This window comes from Acinetobacter sp. KB005, assembly GCF_049949095.1.
In the GTDB taxonomy this organism is placed as follows: Bacteria; Pseudomonadota; Gammaproteobacteria; order Pseudomonadales; family Moraxellaceae; genus Acinetobacter; species Acinetobacter calcoaceticus.
Genome location: NZ_CP188191.1, coordinates 3,099,412 through 3,117,714, shown reverse-complemented (window position 1 = coordinate 3,117,714; position 18,303 = coordinate 3,099,412). Strand labels below are relative to the sequence as shown.

Below are 18,303 nucleotides of genomic sequence, written 5' to 3'. Positions count from 1 at the left end.
GATTAAGTGATATAAGCACTATTAAAACAGATTGTTGAATAGTATTTATTTAAAAAAAGGGGAGAATTAATATTCTCCCCTTTTTTATTATGAAATGGTTACAATTTTTTCTTCTACTTTTTTCTTAACAATTGCATAGCTTATTCCTGTAACGATACTACCTGCAGCAATTGCAGCAAGGTAGAGCCAAGCATGATTAATTGCATTAGGAATTAAAAGAACAAATACACCGCCGTGAGGAGTAACTAACTCGCAGTGGAATAGTGCAACAAGTGCGCCAGTCACCGCACCACCTAAAATGCAAGTTGGAATAACGCGCATTGGGTCTTTAGCTGCAAAGGGAATAGCACCCTCGGAAATAAAACATAACCCTAATACGAAAGCAGCTTTTCCGGCATCTTTCTCTCCTGTGCTAAATTTATTTTTAGCCACGAAAGTTGCAATGGCCATACCAATAGCAGGGACCATACCGCCCGCCATTGTTGCTGCCATAGGCATATAGGTATTTGTTGTAAGCAATCCGACAGTAAAAGCGTAGGCTGCCTTATTGATTGGGCCACCTAAATCGATACACATCATGCTTGCTAATATAATTCCCATTAACACAGCATTTGTTGTACCCATATTATTTAGGAAGTCTTTCATGAGCTCGAAAATATGTGCTACAGGCTGTCCAACCACATAGAACATAATAAGGCCAACAAATAATGTACCTAATAAAGGAATAATTAAAATCGGTTTAAGTGCTTCTAGACTAGTAGGAAGTTTGAGTTTTTTTGCAATAAAAAGTGCGATATAGCCCGCAAGGAAACCTGAAACGATGCCGCCTAAAAAGCCTGCTTGTAATTGAGAGGCGAGTAAGCCGCCAATTAAGCCAGGTGCGAGGCCAGGGCGATCAGCAATGGAGTAGGCAATATAACCCGATAACATCGGGACCATGAGCATAAATGCAGCGGCCCCAATTTGTTTTAATATGGCTGGTAAACTGCCTGCTTGTTCAGCAGCATTTAAGCCGAAGCATAGGGATAGGGCAATTAGAAGACCACCAGCCACTACCATAGGTAACATATAAGACACACCTGTTAAGAGATGTTTATATACGCCAACTTTTTCGGTTTTATCCTTGTTCTCTGCTGATGTTTGTTGCTTACCTTGATCTAAAACTTGTGCATTACTAATCGCTTCAGCAAAGGCTTTATCTGTTTGCTTTAATGCAAAACCAGTACCGCATCGGTAAACACGCTTGCCCACAAAACGGTCTGTGTTAACTTCAATATCAGTAGCAAGAATCACGATGTCCGCTTCAGCAATAGCTTGGGCTGATAAAATATTTTTTGCACCAACGGAACCTTGTGTTTCTACTTCAATATCATAACCAAGTTTTTCTGCACCTTGTTGTAATGCTTCAGCAGCCATAAAGGTATGGGCAACACCTGTAGGGCACGCAGTGATTGCAACAAATTTAGTCGCTTTATTTGGCGATGGCGTATTATCACTCTGCCAATCTTGAGCTGGCTTTAAATGATCTAAGCCAGCTTGGAAAGCTGAATGAGCATCATTTTTGATTTCTTCAATGCTAATTAAAGATAAAGGGTGTGTACCAAAAATATTAAGATTTTTAGGACGTTGTCCAATAACAACCACTTGATCAAAGTTTTGATTTTCTTCGAATTCATCGAGCGAAATTATGTTATTTTCGTAACCCTTTTGGGATGCTACCTGTGCAAGCTTTCGAGCTAAAATCAAAGCATTGACTTGCTGTTGCGGACTATTAATGACAAATAATAAATGTTTAGCAGTTGGCATCAGATTCGCTCAATGAATTGATTGTAGTTTGGGCTTTTAATTGGTTTAGCATTTCAGCATTTGGAATATGAAAGCCAATTTGTGTTACAGCGTGGCTCGCAATTGCTGTAGCCGTTTTCAATGTTTCTTCGGCAGAGAAGTTATTTATTAGGCCGTGAATCATGCCAGCTAAAAGAGAGTCGCCCGCACCAACGGTACTTTTAACGATCACTTTAGGGGCTTGGGCATGTAGTGGATGTGTTTCATGTAGCCAGTTTACACCGTCTTCACCCATCGAAATAAGGACATGCTCAATTTTAGCTAAGTTTTTAAAAAGCTTTTTTTGCTCGGCATAGGTTGTGGCAGGAAGCTGATAGCTTTCTACTAACTCATCGGTGTTTGGTTTAATCATCCATGGTTGGCATTCAATTGCAGCGACTAACGCTTTACCACTTGTATCAAGGGCAACTTTTTTACCATGTTTTTGAATGAGCCTAATAAGCTTTTGAAACTCATCAATACCAAAACCTTGCGGAAGGCTACCAGCAATAGCAACGACTTCTACTTGCGGTAAAATCATTTCGATTTTTTGGAATAGGTTCTTTTTATCCAGTTCAGATACTAAAAATCCTTTTCCATTTAAATCAGTCATACGGCCGGAATGTTCAGCAATTTTTATATTTTGGCGCGTTTCACCCTCAATATAAATAAATTCAGATTGAAATTGAACTTGCTCAAAATGTGTATCAAAAATCTGTCGATTACTAGTTCCTAGAAAACCGGAAACAATAACATCATGTCCTAAATCTTTTAAAACTTGTGCAACATTAAGCCCTTTTCCAGCAGCATGAATCTCTACAGATTCTTGGCGATTTACTTCACCTACCTGCAACTCATTGAGTTGAATGGTCACATCAATTGCAGGATTTAAAGTAATTGTTAAAATTTTAGCCATTACCATTCCTAATCTTTACAGTTCTTGTTCGGATAACTGACGTACAGCAGGGGCGCTATCACATTCAAGTGCACGCTGTGCAAGTATTTGAGCTTTGCTGTAGTTTAGTGTACGAATCTGTGCTTTTACCAAGGCAATACTATTCGGTGACATACTGAGTTCATCTACACCTAATCCCATAAGAATAGGTACAGCTTTTGGATCAGCTGCTAGTTCACCACATATACCTACCCATTTGCCATGTTTGTGTGCAGCTTTTACTGTTTGATCAATCAATTGCAAAATACTTGGATGCAGACCATCTGCTTCAGCTGAGAGGATAGGATGACCACGATCAATGGCTAAGGTATATTGAGTTAAGTCATTTGTTCCAATACTGAAGAAGTCTACTTCTTGCGCAAGAATAGGGGCGAGTAATGCGGCAGAAGGAACTTCTATCATAATGCCAACTTGTAAGTTCGCACATGTATAGGCAGCTTTTACTTCATCAAGAATTGCTTTAGCAGCACGCCATTCCTCTACACGGCCAATCATTGGGAACATGATTCTTAAAGGGCGATCATCTGCGGCTTTAAGCAAAGCAGTAAGCTGTTGACGTAATAGCTCAGGTCGTCTTAAGGTTAAGCGAATGCCTCTTAGTCCTAAAAACGGATTTTCTTCTTCTGCAATTGGTAGGTAAGGCAGAGGTTTATCGCCTCCTACATCTAAAGTGCGTACTACGAGAGGGCGACCAGCAAGTGCATCTAAGACAACCCGATAATCTGCTTCTTGGGCTGCCTCATTTGGGGCGCTGCTATGAGCCATAAAAACAAGCTCTGTTCTAAGTAGGCCAATTGCTTCCGCGCCACATTCTACTGCGTGGGCTGTGGCTTGAACTTTTCCTAAATTGGCTGCAATTTCGATTTGGTGTTGATCTAGAGTAATCGCAGGTTCTTGGCAGTGGCGTTCAGCTTCTTCCCGAATTTTTTGTTGAAGCTCACGTTCCTGTTTTGCATTTTCGATTTGTTGAGCAGTTGGATCTAAAACGAAAGCTCCCGTGTCTCCATTAATTAGAAGAGAGCTTTTCTGCTCAATGTCCAATACTTGATCCCCAGCACCAACAATGGCAGGAATACCTAAAGCACGCGCAACAATAGCACTATGGGCACTAGCACCGCCAACAGCTGTTAAAATACCAGCAACACGATCTTTATTGAGGCGAGCCACATCACTAGGGCCAACATCATACATGATCAGGATATAAGGCTCTTTAGGTTCTTCGATGATAACTTCGCCACAGAGTTGAGCCAAAACTCGATCACCAATATCACGTAAGTCTGTAGCACGTTCAGCCAGTAAACGGTCTGGTAAAGCCGCTTGCTCTTTAGCTGCTGCTTCAATATGTTCATGCCAAGCAGCAGGGGCAGAAAGATTTAAGTTAATCTTTTGATAAACACCATTAATGAGATCGGGGTCATCAAGCATTTCCAAATGTGCTTGGAATATTTGCTTAATTTCAGAAGCTTCAGATTTCGCAATAACTTGGTGAATATTGTTTTTAACTGCATGAAGAGCAATATCAAGTTTCTCTTTCTCAGCTTTAACACTTAAACCCATACGTTCATATTGATAAACTTTAGGTTTAATGACATGTACTGGGCCAAAAGCTAAACCACTAGAAGCTGGAATACCTGTATTTGTACTCAATGTTTTTGGTAATGATGTTACTGTTTGAGGTGTTTGGTCTTCTTTGGTATCTGAAGAGAGTAGCGGTTCAATTTCTTCCCCTAAGCCTTGTTGTACTGCCAAAATCACTTTATCTAAAGCTTCTACTGCATCTGTTTCTGGTTCGGCAATGAAACGTAAAGTTTGACCTCGTTTACATCCTAAAGCCAATAAGCGAGTCAAACTCTTAGCTGAAACAAAACTACCTTCATCTACTGCAACTTGAATATCGCCTTGAAAAGTTTTTGTTAAGTTAACTAAATGAGTCGCGGGTCTGGCATGTAATCCATGTGTATTGGCCAATACAACTGAACGGTTTGGCCAATCGGGAATCACTTCCGCACCAATAATTTTAGCAATTTCATTTGGTGCTTGGGTTTGATCTAGTTGTGCAACTTGTTCTGGATTAAATAAAATATCAATCAGCCGATTAAATCTTTGGCTATCTAACTGATCATTTGCAGCAACACAGACTAAAGTATTTAGTTTCTGCCCGTTTAAATCTAAGGGATGACGTGGTTTTACAATACTAATAGCTGGTTGTTGAACAAAATGATTACTAGAAACAGACCAGATCTGGTCTTGCAATTGAATGACTTGCTCTGGATCTAGAGAACTTAAGAAACCGCATTTTACGAAATTCTGTTTTTTAAGGACTTGAGTTGCTGCCCAAAACAAATCTTCAATATCCTGAGCTTCAATTTCAGTTTGAATTAAATTTTCATGTAGTGTTAAAGATAATGGTTGAGCTTGTAATAGTTCAATAATTTGCTCAGGTTTTGATGCATTTTTTACTTGTTCACTTACATCGTGCATTAACGCTCTAGTTAATATTTGTAATACTTGTAAATGTTCATCGGATTTTGCTGCAATAACAACAGCTAAATAAATCGTATTTTCCCCATCCCATATTATTCCTTCTGGAAAATGGGCTAAACGAATACCAGTTTTTAAAATAAATTCTCGTGACTGAGGAGTCCCATGAGGGATTGCAATTCCCTGACCTAAATAGGTCGCACTTTGCTGTTCACGGTTGATAAGTCCTGTTATATAGTCAGGAGTAACCAACCCATCTTTCACTAATATATCTACTAGACACTGTAATGCATGTTGTTTATCAACAGCATGTTGATTCATATGAATATGTTGAGGCTCTAGTGCTAGCATAATTATCCTTGAACAATTTCTTTGGCTTTAGCTAAAACAGAAAAAAAGAAGCTGTTTGTATTAAAATAGGTTAGTTTAACCGTTTTTAAACAACAGCTTCAGATAAATTACCATAGCAGAACTTTAAAGCTATATCGACGTATTTACGTAAAAAAATGCTCGTTTTTAATACAAAGAAGTGAATGTCGAACATATTTTACTTTCTTGTGATAACTATAAATTTAATAAGATTATTTTATAAAAGAGAAGGGCGTTTTAATAATAAAAAAAACCTCTAAACCGGATTACTGGTATAGAGGCAAAAAGTAAATGATGAATTGAAAATTAGTATTGAATTTCTTGCTCTAAAAGAGGCCAGATCTTTTGATGTGATTTTTTAAACATTAACATGTGTCCGATTGATTTATATCCGAGTTTTAGAGGGTTTAGTTCTAGCATTTTAGTAGATGCATTAGGATATAAACTTAATAACTCTTCAACGTTCTGTTGAGTGGCAATTTCATCGTCACTTGCCCAAATCGAAGTAATCGGGCAGACAATCTCAGTATGAAAGTCATGAAAGACAGTTTTACCAATGGCATTTTTTACATAGCCTGGGTTGCTACAAAATTCTCTCCATTGTTGAGCAACTTTTTTAGGCAAGTTTTCACCCATCCCAATAAATTGAGTAGCGCCATAACCTTTTAAAGTACTAGAAATTGGAAAGATAACCTTAAACATGACAGGTGCCAGAAACTTGGTTTTACCTTTTAGGCCTTTTACGTTGCCAGTAGAACCTGCTATCGCAACAACTTTTGCTACTTTGCGAAAATTAGGCACAATTCCTAACAGTTGCCCACCAGCACTATGGCCAAGAAGAGTAACTTGTTCTGCTTGTGTTTTTTCTAATAAAGCATCAATTGCACAAGGAATATCAAGCGTTCCCCAATCATTAATACTTGCATCACTTTGCTTTAAAGGTCCATGCAATGAGTCTCCAATTCCACGGAAATCAAAACTTAATACTTCATAACCTTGTTGGCTTAACCATGTAGCAAAAGCATGATAAAAATTTTTGGTAATACCCGTAGCTGGGCAAATCAAAACAGGATTTGCCGATTTTTTTGATTGAGCTGGATAAAATTGTGCAGCAAGTTGATAACCATCTTCGCAGGTTATCCAAAATGATTCAAAAGTGTTATCCATAATATTACGTAATGATTAGCTTGTTGATGACTTTAATTTACATGAGTTCTAAAATGATACTTGATTAAAATGTGACTATAAAGTCAGGATTTATGCTATACAGCTCATTAAATTTTAATAAAACGAATAATTGGGAAAAAGATGGATTTACCGAAAGCTGTACAGTTAGCGATTGTGTTTAGTGGCATATTTTTATGGATAGGAATGTTAACAGGGGTATGGAAATATTGGCAAATACGCCGTTCGGAATTGAGTCGTGCACATTATTATGTGGATATTGCTCATCGAAGCAGCTTACTTTACGCAGCTGCTAGCTTAATTCTTGCTGTGCTAAGTTATTTTACTGTTTTAAGCGAAAATATTACTTTGTGGTGTGTGTTAGCAAATCTCTTGTTTTTTAGTTTTTCAATTTTGGTTTATATCGTACATGGGTACTTACAGGATACGACAAATCAATTTAAACAACCCCATCGGTTAGGCCGTTTTAACCTACCTTCATGGTTAATGTCTTTAATGATGATTGCATTGATTATTGCTGAATTATTAGCTACAGCTATTTTAGTTATGGGAACAATTTTTTTATTTTTAGGTATATAAAAATGGATGATTACTCATCCATTTTTTTAATCTTACAATTATTGTTGACTAAGACGTCGTTTAGCTAATTTTCGCATCTTATGATCGACAAAGGCCCACAGACAAAATATGAAAGAAACAACCATCGCATACATAAAGTATTCAGGTTTTAAATTTCCTTTGATCATACCTTGAAACAGTAAAGTCAGCATAAGAGCAAGCGGCGTTACTCCATACACAACTGAATCTTTGCTGTTCAGAGTGTTAATGAAGACTTGTTTGTTGAAATGTAATGATAACATCTCCATCCCTCCTTGTGGTGGTACTAAAACCTAATGTTTTAGTCAAGAATTTGTTTTAAGTTTAATGTTGTACTTCTATTTTTCATACAATTCAATAGCGAATAGCAATTTTTTTGAGCAGTTTTATAAAAACCTCTATATTTATAAAAGCTTAAGGTATTAAAAAAGTAAATATTAAATATTTTTGTATGAAATACTTATTTTTTAGGAAAGAGAAATTATTTAAGTGAAAAGTGTATTAATTTCTCTTTCCTATCATTTTATTTTAGCTATTTTGCTTTTTAAAGAAGGTGTCAATTGCGTGTTGAGCAATTTCTGCATCTTCAAAAGATTGAACACCAGATACACCAATAGCACCTAAAATTTCACCTTCATAAATAATCGGTTTTCCACCTTCTAGCATCCCTTGAGCGCTGGGCATACTTAAAAAACCAAGACGTCCACTTTGCAGAAGTTCTTCGTAAAACTTTGAGGGTCTACCTGATATTGAAGAGCATTTCGCTTTTTCTAAGCATAGATGTGAACTTAAAGGAGAGGCGCCATCTAAACGTTTCATGAGTAATAGAGAGCTTGTTTCATCAACAATCGCAATGCTGACTTTAAAGTTATGTTCAATTGCATATTTTTGAGCTTCTTCCATTAAAAACTCTGCATCTGCTAATGTTAAGTAATATTTAGTTTTCATTGTTGCTCTTCTTTCCTGAGTAAGCTAAAAATTATTTTAGTGTAATTTTACAGTAAAAATCCGTTGAATCTAGAGTGTATTTGTTATTGAAAATTAGTGTGGAAATAAAATGCTGGCTGGGTAAACACAGCATTCTATTCAATATATAAAATCATGTTTGGATAAAACTCGATTTCAAAAAAGCCACTAAATTAAATGTTTTTGAATTTAACTTTGTCGATAATTACGGTAATTACAAGAACAACTAAAGATGGGATCAACCAAGCTAGGTTCTGTTCATTTAATGGTAAATGTTGAAGAAATTCAGGTAAATAATTACTGAAACCTGCCACTTTAAGACCATCAATAATACCGAAAATTAAAGCAACACTCGTTACTGAACCGACAATAAAAGAAGGTTTGTGCCAAAATTTCCAAAAGAAGCTCAGCATAATCACCACAATTGCAGGTGGATAGATTGCACTTAAGACAGGTACTGATATAGCAATTAGTTTAGTTAAGCCTAGGTTCGAAATAATGAAAGAGAAACCAACTAAAATAAATACTAAAAGCTTATATGGTAATTTCGTTAACTGAGCAAAGTACTCACCACACGCACAAGTTAAGCCAATTGCTGTAACCATACATGCTAAAAAGATGAGGCCAGTTAAGAATAATGAACCCATATTTCCAAAAGCATGTTGTACATATGCATGTAAAATTACTGCGCCATTTGCTGCATTTGGTGCTACTTCATGGCTACCTAAACCTAATTTGAATAAGCTTAAATAAACTAAAGTAAGACCAACACCTGAAATGAGACTGGCAATAATTGCATATTTGGTGACTAACTTTTTATCAGTTACACCGCGAGAGTAAATCGCTTGGATAATAACGATACCAAATACAAGTGCACCTAAGGTATCCATGGTGAGATAGCCATTTACGAAACCCTCGGAAACTGGAGATGTGACGTAATGGTTAATCGGAGCAGGTACATAACCCGCAGGAATCATCACTGCTGCAATGCCTAAAATTGCTAAAGCAATAATTTTTAGCGGGGCAAGTACATGTCCTACTGTATCCAAAAGCTTGTTTGGATAGAGTGAAACTACAGTGACAAATGAAAAATAGATTGCACTATAGATTAGAAGACTGCTACTTGAGGTTCCAAAATAAGAGGAAAAACCAATTTCATAAGAAACAGTAGCTGTACGTGGGGTAGCAAATAGAGGTCCAACTGATAAATAACAAACAACAGTTAAAATCAGGCTTGCTACTCGACCTAAGGGAGAACTAATAATTTCAATGGATCCCTGCATGCGAGAGAGTGCCATAATGGTAATTACAGGTAAGCCGACAGCCGTAATCAAAAAGCCTAGAGCAGCTAACCAGACATGTTCACCAGCTTCTTGAGCGACGATGGGAGGAAAGATAATATTGCCAGCACCAATAAAAAGGGCAAAGGTCATAAAACCTAAGGCAATAATATCTCCAGTGCGAAGATGTTGCATAAATTAAAAGTGAATAAAAAAGAAGGAATTTTAGAGCAAAAGCAATCATGTTCAAGCGCTAATTTATGTGAAAAAGCTTTTTTTCGGGTGGTTAAAACGATATATGGTGTTATACGCGATTGTTTGGTTAAAGTATGTGCTTGAAAAGGCATTAAAAGGGCAAAAGAACTTCTTTTTAAGTTCTGACTTTTTATAAAAAATATGTAAGAATAAAAAGATAAATTTTTACTGTGAATGCTGGATATTTGAGCATTTTAGGCTTTTGGTCTGACTTATATTCATCCTAAAATATTTTGAATTACCTTAGGTTTTGTAGGGACGGGCATGTTTCTTGTCTGCGAGGATAGAATTGAATGAGAGCTTCTACTGTTACCATTAAAACTGAACAAGATCTGGAAAAATTAAGAATTTCTGGACGCTTGGCTGCGCAAGTTTTAGAAATGATAGAGGCCTATATTAAACCGGGCGTATCTACTGAGTATTTAGATAACCTCTGTAATGACTATATTGTAAATAATTTAAAAGTTATTCCTGCTAATGTGGGATATCACGGTTTTACAAAAACGATATGCACTTCAGTCAATGAAGTTGTTTGCCATGGAATACCATCGCCGAATAAAATCTTAAAAGATGGCGATATTATTAATATTGATGTCGCAATAATTAAAGATGGTTATTTTGGTGATACGAGCCGCATGTATTTTGTGGGTAATGTAAACCCACAAGCAAAAAAACTTGTTGATACAACTTATGAAGCGATGGTTGCAGGTATTCATACTGTTAAGCCAGGAGCTACATTAGGTGATATTGGTTATGCTATTCAATCGGTTGCTCACCGAGAAGGCTATAGTATTGTTCGAGAATACTGTGGGCATGGGATTGGTAAGGTTTATCATGAACAACCTAATGTTTTGCATTATGGGCAGCGCGGGCAAGGTTTAGTCTTAAAGAAAGGAATGGTTTTTACCATTGAGCCAATGGTGAATGCGGGTAGACCGCAAGTGAAAGAGTTAAATGATGGCTGGACAGTCATTACTCAAGATCTTTCGTTATCTGCTCAATGGGAACATATGGTTGCAGTAACAGATACTGGCTTTGAACTATTAACACCATGGCCCGAAGGTGTGGGAAATTATCCTGCAATTTAAAAAATATAAAAAAAGTTCGATAATTTATCGAACTTTTTTATTTTAAGTAATTTTAACGTTCAGAAAGATGTTCTACTAAATAATCAATAAACACTCTGACAGCAGGCAGCAACCCTCGGCGTGATGGATAAACTGCATGAAATATGCCATGTGGTGCTTTCCATTCTGGTAAGATTGGTAGGAGTTGTCCAGACTTTACGAAATCTTCTGCTGCGCTCTCTGGTAATAAAGCGATGCCACAGTTTTGACTAGCCAATTGCGCTAACATGTGAATATTTGTACCCATTACAGTAGGACTGACTTTGACTTTCTTTTGTTGATTGTCAGGGCCATGCAAAATGAATTGTTGATCAAGATGCTCTTCAGATAAACTTAAAATGCGATGTTCACTAAGTTGTTCTGGATTTTTTATATCACCAAACTCATTTAGATATGCCTGACTTGCGAATAGGCTTTGTTGTATAAGGGCAAACTGTCTAAGAACTAAACTCGGATCATCATCTAGTTTTGAGCGAATACGTAAAGCGATATCAATCCCTTCATTAATGACATCCACTCGACGGTTGCTGACCATAAGTTGCAAACGAATTTCTGGATATTTTTTTAAGAAAGCAGGTAGGATTTTAGGAAGTTGATTTTGAGCAATATCAACAGGCACACTAACCTTTACCACACCTCTAGGTTGAATACTTAAATGATCAACCAAATCATGAGCAGCTTGTGCAGCATTCATCATGACTTGAGCATGTCTATAAATATCCATTCCAATATCTGTAACGGCAAAATGACGAGAGCTACGTTGGATTAAGCGAACGCCTAAGTTTTCTTCTAAGCTGTACACACGACGACTTAATTTTGATTTTGGTATATCCGTTACACGCTCAGCAGCACTAAAGCCACCATGCTCAACAACGAGAGCAAAACAATAAAAATCATCAAGATCAGTGAGCATTAAAATATCCTATTTCTGCAACAACCATGATTTTACATCATTATTTTTGCAACGATAATTCTTATACTAAATTTTTTGTAAGCAGGAGATAAATTCATTATCTAATTGCAGGAGATAAATTTGAAATTATAATGTAATTACGTTGTAATTTTAATGTGTGTGTTTTAATTGGGTTTATGGGTTGTCTATAGAACTATTAAGCAATTTCTTCTACACTATAATTTTTCTCTACTTTTCAAATCTAATGCCTTATCAATTGATAGAACTTAACGATGCCTCTACGAATATTGAGTGCCCATTTTGCAAACAAGCGATAATTGACTGGGCACAAGAACAATACGTTCAGCCCTGTGAACATACTTTATTTATTGCTATGGATTTGGGATTCGAATTTGTTGCAGATCGATTTGAAGAGTGTATGAATCAGAGTGTGGATGAGTTACACGAAGATCCAAATATGAATATTTTTGAAGCTCTAACTACGACACCTTATGAGAATCTGATTGTTTTAAAATCTGATTTAGGTGTGGAGGGTTTATTTCGCTATGTTGGAGTGAGCGATTTTTAAAGTTGAGAGCATAAAAAAGCCAATCTATTGATTGGCTTTTTTATTATTTACGCTTCTGGCGCTGCGCTATATTGTTCAACTAATGGTTTTAATTCACCATTTTGGAACATTTCAAGCATGATATCGCTACCGCCAATAAGTTCGCCATTTACCCAAAGTTGCGGGAATGTAGGCCAATTCGCAATTGCTGGTAAGATTGCACGAATATCCGGATTTTCCAAAATATTTACATATGCAAATGGACGACCAATTTGACTGAGCGCCTCTACAGCACGTGCAGAGAAACCACATTGTGGAAACTGTGGAGTGCCTTTCATGTAAAGTAAAACGGGATGCTTCGCAATTTGATCGCGGATTAACGCTTCAGTATCACGTGCTTGTTCAGTCATAAATAGATCCTCAACTAATCTAGCAGCATTATAGGGGGTGTTTACATCGCTTTGCAAACCACCTGATTACTTAAAGTTGCATTGAATCTTCAATATTTTATTGTATAAACCGAAGTGATAGCGAAAAGCGGACGAAATTTTAGATAAATGATTGATGAGACTTTTCATCAGAGCCAGTTTTTGCTTATATAAACCCTTCTTAAAACCTCATACAGACAGAGTTCGTTATGACTGATATTACCCTAGCTCCAATACAACCTGATCAACCATCACACTTAATGGCTACTTACGGTCGCCAAGCGATCAGTTTTGTACGAGGCCGAGGGGCATATCTATATACTGAAGATGGTACAGAATATCTAGATGCCTTAACTGGTATTGCGGTATGTGGTTTAGGTCATGCGCACCCAGTTATTGCAGAAGCAATTGCTGAACAAGCTGCAACACTTGTGCACACAAGTAATTTATTTGAAATCCCTTGGCAAACTGCCGCTGCTCAGAAGCTTGCTGAGGTTTCTGGCATGGAAGAGATCTTCTTTTCAAACAGTGGTGCTGAGTCAAATGAAGGTGCGATTAAGATTGCTCGTAAATTTGGTACCCAACAAGGTGTACGTTTGCCAAAGATTATCGTGGCAGAGCAATCATTTCATGGTCGTACTTTGGCAACACTTTCAGCAACGGGTAATAAAAAAGTACAAGATGGATTTGCTCCCTTGGTGAATGATTTTATTCGTGTGCCATTTGGTGATGTGGAAGCAATTCAGGAAGCCGCTTTGCAGCATCCAGATATTGTTGCAATTTTGATTGAGCCAATTCAAGGTGAGGGTGGTATTAATACCGCTCCTCAAGGCTTTAGCTATCTTGAGGAAGTTCGCAATATTTGTAATCAGCATAACTGGCTTATGATGCTAGATGAAATTCAAACAGGTAATGGGCGTACTGGTAAATATTTTGCATATCAGCACACCAACATTGTGCCTGATGTCCTTACGACTGCGAAAGGACTCGGAAATGGCTTTCCTGTAGGTGCTGTAATGACACAAGGTAAAGCTGTTGGTTTATTGGGACCTGGTAGTCATGGTTCTACCTATGGCGGTACTGTACTAGGTTCTCGTGTGGTTTACACGGTCATTGATACAATTCAAAAAGAGAATGCTGTAGAAAATGCAGCGGTAGTAGGACACTATATTGTTGATCAACTTCGTGCAAAGTTAGCTGATAAGAATGTTCAAGTGCGTGGTTTTGGTATGATGATTGGTATTCAATTACCTAAAGACTGTGCTGAACTGGTTGCTATTGCTCGTGATCAACATAAGCTTATTATCAACGTTACAGCAGGTTCGGTAGTTCGTCTATTACCGCCTATTAATATGACTCAAGCGCAGGCCGATGACTTGTTAGAGCGTTTAGTTACTTTGATTAATAGCTATCTTTAAGTTTTAGTATAAAAAATGGGCACTTAATGTGCCCATTTTTTATTTCAAAGCATTACCCAGAGATATACTGCTTTAACTGTTCAATTAAGTTTTTCTGATCTTCCATTGCTGCTTTTACCAAGTCACCGATAGAGATAAAACCAACTAATTTTTCATTGTCCAATACTGGTAAATGACGTAAGTGGCGATCTGTCATTAACTGTAAACACTCTTCAACTGTATTGTTTAGACTTACAGTAAGTACTTTAGACGTCATAATTTCAGCGACTGTAGTGCTATATGAAGAACGTTCCATAAGCGTCACTTTTCGCGTGTAGTCACGTTCAGATAAAATTCCGACAACTTTTTCACCTTCAGCTACGACTAATGCACCAATTCCTTTATCAGCCATGATTTTAATGGCTTCAAGGACAGTGGCTTCTGGAGAAATTGTAAAAATATCTTGCTCTGATTTGTTTTTGATTACTTGTGCAACGATTGTCATTTCTTCTATCCCGTGTTTTATCATTTTGTTTTAAATTAGCTTGATTTTATAAAAATGCAAAGACTTGATAGTCATTCAAATACAAGTTTTACATTCAAGCGTTCAAAAAGCATTCTATATAGTGGTTAAGAACCTAAAGAAAACTTTAGGCTTCTTGCCAGTGCGGATGTTTAAAAAAGAAATGATGCATTTGCTGAGTAGATAATTTCAACTTCCTGTGAGAAGAATTAAACAAAGCAGGTGTAACGTTGAGTCGGGTTAATGTTGGCAATAAAGATTCATGAAAATCTTTGGGGGTAATTCTTCTTGGTTTGTAATGTGGCCAATGTTCTTTGGCGTAGCGGTGAGCTTGCAATCCATTGAGCCAGAAAGGAAAAATAAAATCTTCCTGATCTGATTTAATTGCCCAACCTTGATGAAATAATCCCCAAAGAACTCCGCAGTACATCATGGTTCTTAAAATATAAATCTTAATCATCAAGTCTTTTGAAACCGGTTGTAGATTGCTTAAACTATTCATTGTCAATTTAATGGTTCTTAACTTGTCTTGCTTATTATAGAAAAAATAGATGACATTTCAGTTTAAACAGGTATCAAATCGTAAACAAATATTCACAGCTAAAGAAAAGACCACCTGAGCAAAACAAAGCGATTAAGCTTTGGTGAAGCGCAAGAAGAGATAAGGGATGAATTGGTTTATATCGAATTTTTACAGACATAAAAAAACGCCACCTGAGCCATGACTAAAGTGGCGAAGTAAGGCTTTAGATAAATTGACAATTTTAGGTTCTTATAGATATAAAAAAAACGCCACCTAAGTGACGTTTCTTTATGCTTGCATTGTGGCTAACTTTTGCCAATATTGTGCTTTAAGTGAGTCACGTTCAACACGGAAACCTTGATAATACAATTCTGCTAAGAATAGGGCAGCTTTACCGTGCCCAGCGCGAGCAACTTCTTCTAACTGTGTAACTGCATCTTGAAAGTTCATTTGAGAATGAATTGTGTTTACTGCAGTTGCATATACATGTTCTAAATCATGATGAGAGATACGTTGAATCATAGAAAACTCCTTATTGTAATTATGATTACTTTTTTCTAAAGGCCACTGCCTTTAAATTAATTTAACTTAGAATTATTAAACTAATATTACAAATTGATGGATTTGTCAACTATTAGTGCATATCGCTTAGTTCACTATTAGGATACATGATTAAACATTATTCACAAATAATTTTGATTAAAATCAATATGAGAATAAAAGACAAGGAGAATAAAATATGACAAATACAATCGATGGCTTTGTTTTTGATACTCCGCCTAAAGAGGAACAAATCATAGAACTGGCCCATTATCACCGTAAATTATTAGATGAAGCTATTTTCCATGAGGAAATCCATTTAGGGGATTATTGTCTTGCACAGCGCAAAAGGGTATTTGATTTTGCAGGACATTTAGAACCCACCCAAAAAAACTGGTTTTATCAAGTCTATGATGGGGAGCTTCGAAAAATTGCCGATGAAGACGAGTTGCATCCAGCAGATGCAGAAGAAGGGTTAAGTATTTTTGCCATGTTTTTAGTCTTGGTTATTATTGCGGCAATTTTATACTTTTCTGTCATTCGTTCACTAATAAGTTAAGCATACTATCCAGTAAGGTACGATTATTAACCTTACTGGATGTTTGATCTTGTGCTTATGTGCATTGAACCCTACACTACACTAATTCGAGGTAGGTCATGCTCATATTCAAACAAAATTTTCTTAAATTAAAGTCTGAGTTAAAAGTTGATCAATGTTTTAACCTGTTTGTGGTTATTGTCATTGGCTGTATTTTTGTGCTGTCATATTTAGCATTACTTCGGCCTATTAGTCCGGATCAATATCAACGAATTGTACAACTTTCTCATCAGGCGACTTATCCAAGAACTCAAGACATGGCTGAGTTACTTATAGCTCAGTTAGCTCAGTCAGAAATTCATCGAGCTGAGTATTTAAAGTTAATGCATGCTTACCAATTTGAGGGTGCTCATATTAAGCAATATCCGGCACTCGCTCAGGAAGATACGCAGTAATTGGGTTAATCAGGCTAAATCTTGGTTTCCAAAGCTTTTTGAGCACTATTGTGGCAGGCAAAATTTTGAATTTATGCTAAACTTTCTCTTTTTAAACACGCTGTTTTTCAAGGAATCCGCATGGAGCAACAATCGAATATGCAAAATAAATTCTTGATAGATGCTGAGATCGGTGATGACGATGTCACATTACCTAATTTACCTGCTATCGATGTTCCCATCGTTGAATCTCCTGTTAAATCACAAGAAAACATTGAAGTAGCCAAAGTTGAATCGGCTTCAACAGAAACAGCGGTTGAACAACCAAAATCTGGTTTTTTTGGCCGGATGAAAGAAGGTTTAACCAAAACTCGTCGTAATTTCGCTGATGGAATGGTCAATATCCTGATCGGTGGAAAGGAAATTGACGATGAATTACTCGAAGAAGTCGAAGAGCAATTATTGGTTGCAGACATTGGTGTTGAGGCAACTAAAACGATCATTACCAATTTAACAGAGCGTACTGCTCGTGGTGATTTGATCTATTCCCACTCTCTTTATAAAGCTTTACAAGAAGAGTTGGTTGCTTTGTTAGCTCCACGTGTTAAGCCTTTGCATATTGACCCGAACAAATCACCCTATGTGATTTTAATGGTTGGGGTAAATGGTGTTGGTAAAACCACAACTATTGGTAAATTAGCGAAACGTTTGCAAGGTGAAGGTAAAAAAGTGATGTTGGCTGCTGGTGATACATTCCGTGCCGCAGCGACAGAGCAATTACAAATCTGGGGTGAACGTAATGATATCGCAGTTGTAGCCCAAGGTCACGGAGCTGATAGTGCCTCTGTTATTTTTGATGCCTTTGAGAGTGCTCGTGCTAAAGGAATTGATGTATTAATCGCAGATACAGCAGGTCGTTTACATAATAAAAGCAACCTGATGGAAGAACTTAAAAAAGTTAAGCGCGTTATGCAAAAAATTGATGCGACTGCACCTCATGAAATTATGTTAGTCGTAGATGCGGGTACAGGGCAAAACGCGATTAACCAAGTGCAAGAGTTTGACCAGACTGTGGGTTTAACTGGTATTACAATTACCAAGTTAGATGGAACCGCGAAAGGGGGCGTGCTCTTTAATATTGCAAGCCGTACACATGTGCCAATTCGTTTCATTGGCGTCGGTGAAAAAATTGATGATTTAAGACCATTCTCAGCTAAATCATTTGTCGCTGCGCTGTTTGAAACTGATAAATAATTGGTTGTTAGCAATAAAAAGCTTCACTAAATGGTGAAGCTTTTTTATATCTATATCTTTTTTTATTGTTGCGAAAATAAAACGAACTGTCATATTTTTAATGCTGATTATAGAAAATGAGTTCAATACACTGTATTCATTCCCAAACAACGGCCCATGGTCAATCA

The 18,303-nt window shown here is 37.0% G+C and carries 19 protein-coding genes; 7 read left to right on the top strand and 12 right to left on the bottom strand.

Annotation, left to right across the window (positions count from 1 at the left end; genetic code table 11):
• Positions 1-87: 87 nt before the first annotated feature.
• From ACPF64_RS14925 to ACPF64_RS14910, 4 genes are all read right to left on the bottom strand, one after another.
• Entirely contained in the window at positions 88-1,806 is a 1,719-nt protein-coding gene (locus ACPF64_RS14925; RefSeq protein WP_426454221.1) for a fructose-specific PTS transporter subunit EIIC, read from the bottom strand.
• Positions 1,793-2,740 carry a 1-phosphofructokinase gene (pfkB, locus tag ACPF64_RS14920; protein ID WP_416658049.1) on the bottom strand — a complete coding sequence of 316 codons (948 nt, stop codon included), beginning with the start codon at positions 2,738-2,740 and terminating at the stop codon, positions 1,793-1,795. Before pfkB ends, ACPF64_RS14925 begins: the two co-directional genes overlap by 14 nt.
• A 15-nt stretch (positions 2,741-2,755) precedes the next feature.
• Positions 2,756-5,611, bottom strand: a complete 2,856-nt coding sequence (gene ptsP / locus ACPF64_RS14915; RefSeq protein WP_416658048.1) for a phosphoenolpyruvate--protein phosphotransferase — start codon at positions 5,609-5,611, stop codon at positions 2,756-2,758.
• 324 nt (positions 5,612-5,935) lie between these two features.
• The gene (locus ACPF64_RS14910) at positions 5,936-6,796 is read right to left on the bottom strand and encodes an alpha/beta fold hydrolase (RefSeq protein ID WP_426454218.1); all 861 of its coding nucleotides are present in this window, start codon (positions 6,794-6,796) and stop codon (positions 5,936-5,938) included.
• 141 nt (positions 6,797-6,937) lie between these two features.
• Between ACPF64_RS14910 and ACPF64_RS14905 the strand changes: the two genes are divergently transcribed.
• A complete protein-coding gene (locus tag ACPF64_RS14905) occupies positions 6,938-7,393 on the top strand; it encodes a hypothetical protein (RefSeq protein ID WP_426454216.1) in 456 nt (151 codons plus the stop codon).
• Positions 7,394-7,431: 38 nt separating this feature from the next.
• Here the strand turns inward: ACPF64_RS14905 and ACPF64_RS14900 are convergent, their stop codons facing one another.
• From ACPF64_RS14900 to brnQ, 3 genes are all read right to left on the bottom strand, one after another.
• Positions 7,432-7,674 (bottom strand): hypothetical protein, encoded by a 243-nt coding sequence (locus ACPF64_RS14900; RefSeq protein ID WP_004643085.1) that lies wholly within the window; start codon positions 7,672-7,674, stop codon positions 7,432-7,434.
• 265 nt (positions 7,675-7,939) lie between these two features.
• Positions 7,940-8,359 (bottom strand): GlcG/HbpS family heme-binding protein, encoded by a 420-nt coding sequence (locus ACPF64_RS14895; protein ID WP_080027261.1) that lies wholly within the window; start codon positions 8,357-8,359, stop codon positions 7,940-7,942.
• 191 nt (positions 8,360-8,550) lie between these two features.
• On the bottom strand, positions 8,551-9,852 hold the full coding sequence (brnQ, locus tag ACPF64_RS14890; protein ID WP_426454214.1) for a branched-chain amino acid transport system II carrier protein: 1,302 nt from the start codon (positions 9,850-9,852) through the stop codon (positions 8,551-8,553).
• A 353-nt stretch (positions 9,853-10,205) separates the two neighbouring features.
• Here brnQ and map point away from each other — a divergent pair, with 353 nt between their 5' ends.
• Positions 10,206-11,000: a type I methionyl aminopeptidase gene (map, locus tag ACPF64_RS14885; protein ID WP_017392243.1), complete on the top strand. Its 795-nt coding sequence runs from the start codon at positions 10,206-10,208 to the stop codon at positions 10,998-11,000.
• Positions 11,001-11,052: 52 nt separating this feature from the next.
• Here the strand turns inward: map and ACPF64_RS14880 are convergent, their stop codons facing one another.
• The gene (locus tag ACPF64_RS14880; protein WP_198079280.1) at positions 11,053-11,952 is read right to left on the bottom strand and encodes a LysR family transcriptional regulator; all 900 of its coding nucleotides are present in this window, start codon (positions 11,950-11,952) and stop codon (positions 11,053-11,055) included.
• Between the two features lie 244 nt (positions 11,953-12,196).
• Between ACPF64_RS14880 and ACPF64_RS14875 the strand changes: the two genes are divergently transcribed.
• Positions 12,197-12,520 (top strand): hypothetical protein, encoded by a 324-nt coding sequence (locus tag ACPF64_RS14875; protein ID WP_005040058.1) that lies wholly within the window; start codon positions 12,197-12,199, stop codon positions 12,518-12,520.
• Between the two features lie 47 nt (positions 12,521-12,567).
• Here ACPF64_RS14875 and grxD read toward each other — a convergent pair whose 3' ends face one another.
• Positions 12,568-12,909: a Grx4 family monothiol glutaredoxin gene (gene grxD, locus ACPF64_RS14870; protein ID WP_004643080.1), complete on the bottom strand. Its 342-nt coding sequence runs from the start codon at positions 12,907-12,909 to the stop codon at positions 12,568-12,570.
• A 227-nt stretch (positions 12,910-13,136) separates the two neighbouring features.
• On the opposite strand from grxD, the gene ACPF64_RS14865 reads away from it, so the two are divergent.
• Complete coding sequence (locus ACPF64_RS14865) at positions 13,137-14,345, top strand: aspartate aminotransferase family protein (protein WP_416658045.1); 1,209 nt, start codon at positions 13,137-13,139, stop codon at positions 14,343-14,345.
• Positions 14,346-14,397: 52 nt separating this feature from the next.
• Here the strand turns inward: ACPF64_RS14865 and ACPF64_RS14860 are convergent, their stop codons facing one another.
• The 3 genes from ACPF64_RS14860 to ACPF64_RS14850 all read right to left on the bottom strand — a co-directional run bounded on the left by ACPF64_RS14860 (position 14,398) and on the right by ACPF64_RS14850 (position 15,892).
• On the bottom strand, positions 14,398-14,829 hold the full coding sequence (locus ACPF64_RS14860) for a CBS domain-containing protein (protein WP_004791938.1): 432 nt from the start codon (positions 14,827-14,829) through the stop codon (positions 14,398-14,400).
• Positions 14,830-14,974: 145 nt separating this feature from the next.
• A complete protein-coding gene (locus ACPF64_RS14855) occupies positions 14,975-15,349 on the bottom strand; it encodes a DUF2750 domain-containing protein (RefSeq protein WP_003652112.1) in 375 nt (124 codons plus the stop codon).
• 309 nt (positions 15,350-15,658) lie between these two features.
• The gene (locus tag ACPF64_RS14850; protein WP_003652111.1) at positions 15,659-15,892 is read right to left on the bottom strand and encodes a hypothetical protein; all 234 of its coding nucleotides are present in this window, start codon (positions 15,890-15,892) and stop codon (positions 15,659-15,661) included.
• A gap of 217 nt (positions 15,893-16,109) precedes the next feature.
• Here ACPF64_RS14850 and ACPF64_RS14845 point away from each other — a divergent pair, with 217 nt between their 5' ends.
• The 3 genes from ACPF64_RS14845 (at position 16,110) to ftsY (ending at position 18,136) form a co-directional block, all read left to right on the top strand.
• On the top strand, positions 16,110-16,469 hold the full coding sequence (locus ACPF64_RS14845) for a hypothetical protein (RefSeq protein ID WP_003652110.1): 360 nt from the start codon (positions 16,110-16,112) through the stop codon (positions 16,467-16,469).
• A gap of 98 nt (positions 16,470-16,567) precedes the next feature.
• Positions 16,568-16,903: a hypothetical protein gene (locus tag ACPF64_RS14840; RefSeq protein WP_426454209.1), complete on the top strand. Its 336-nt coding sequence runs from the start codon at positions 16,568-16,570 to the stop codon at positions 16,901-16,903.
• Positions 16,904-17,023: 120 nt separating this feature from the next.
• Positions 17,024-18,136 carry a signal recognition particle-docking protein FtsY gene (gene ftsY, locus ACPF64_RS14835; RefSeq protein ID WP_005040068.1) on the top strand — a complete coding sequence of 371 codons (1,113 nt, stop codon included), beginning with the start codon at positions 17,024-17,026 and terminating at the stop codon, positions 18,134-18,136.
• Positions 18,137-18,303: the final 167 nt, after the last annotated feature.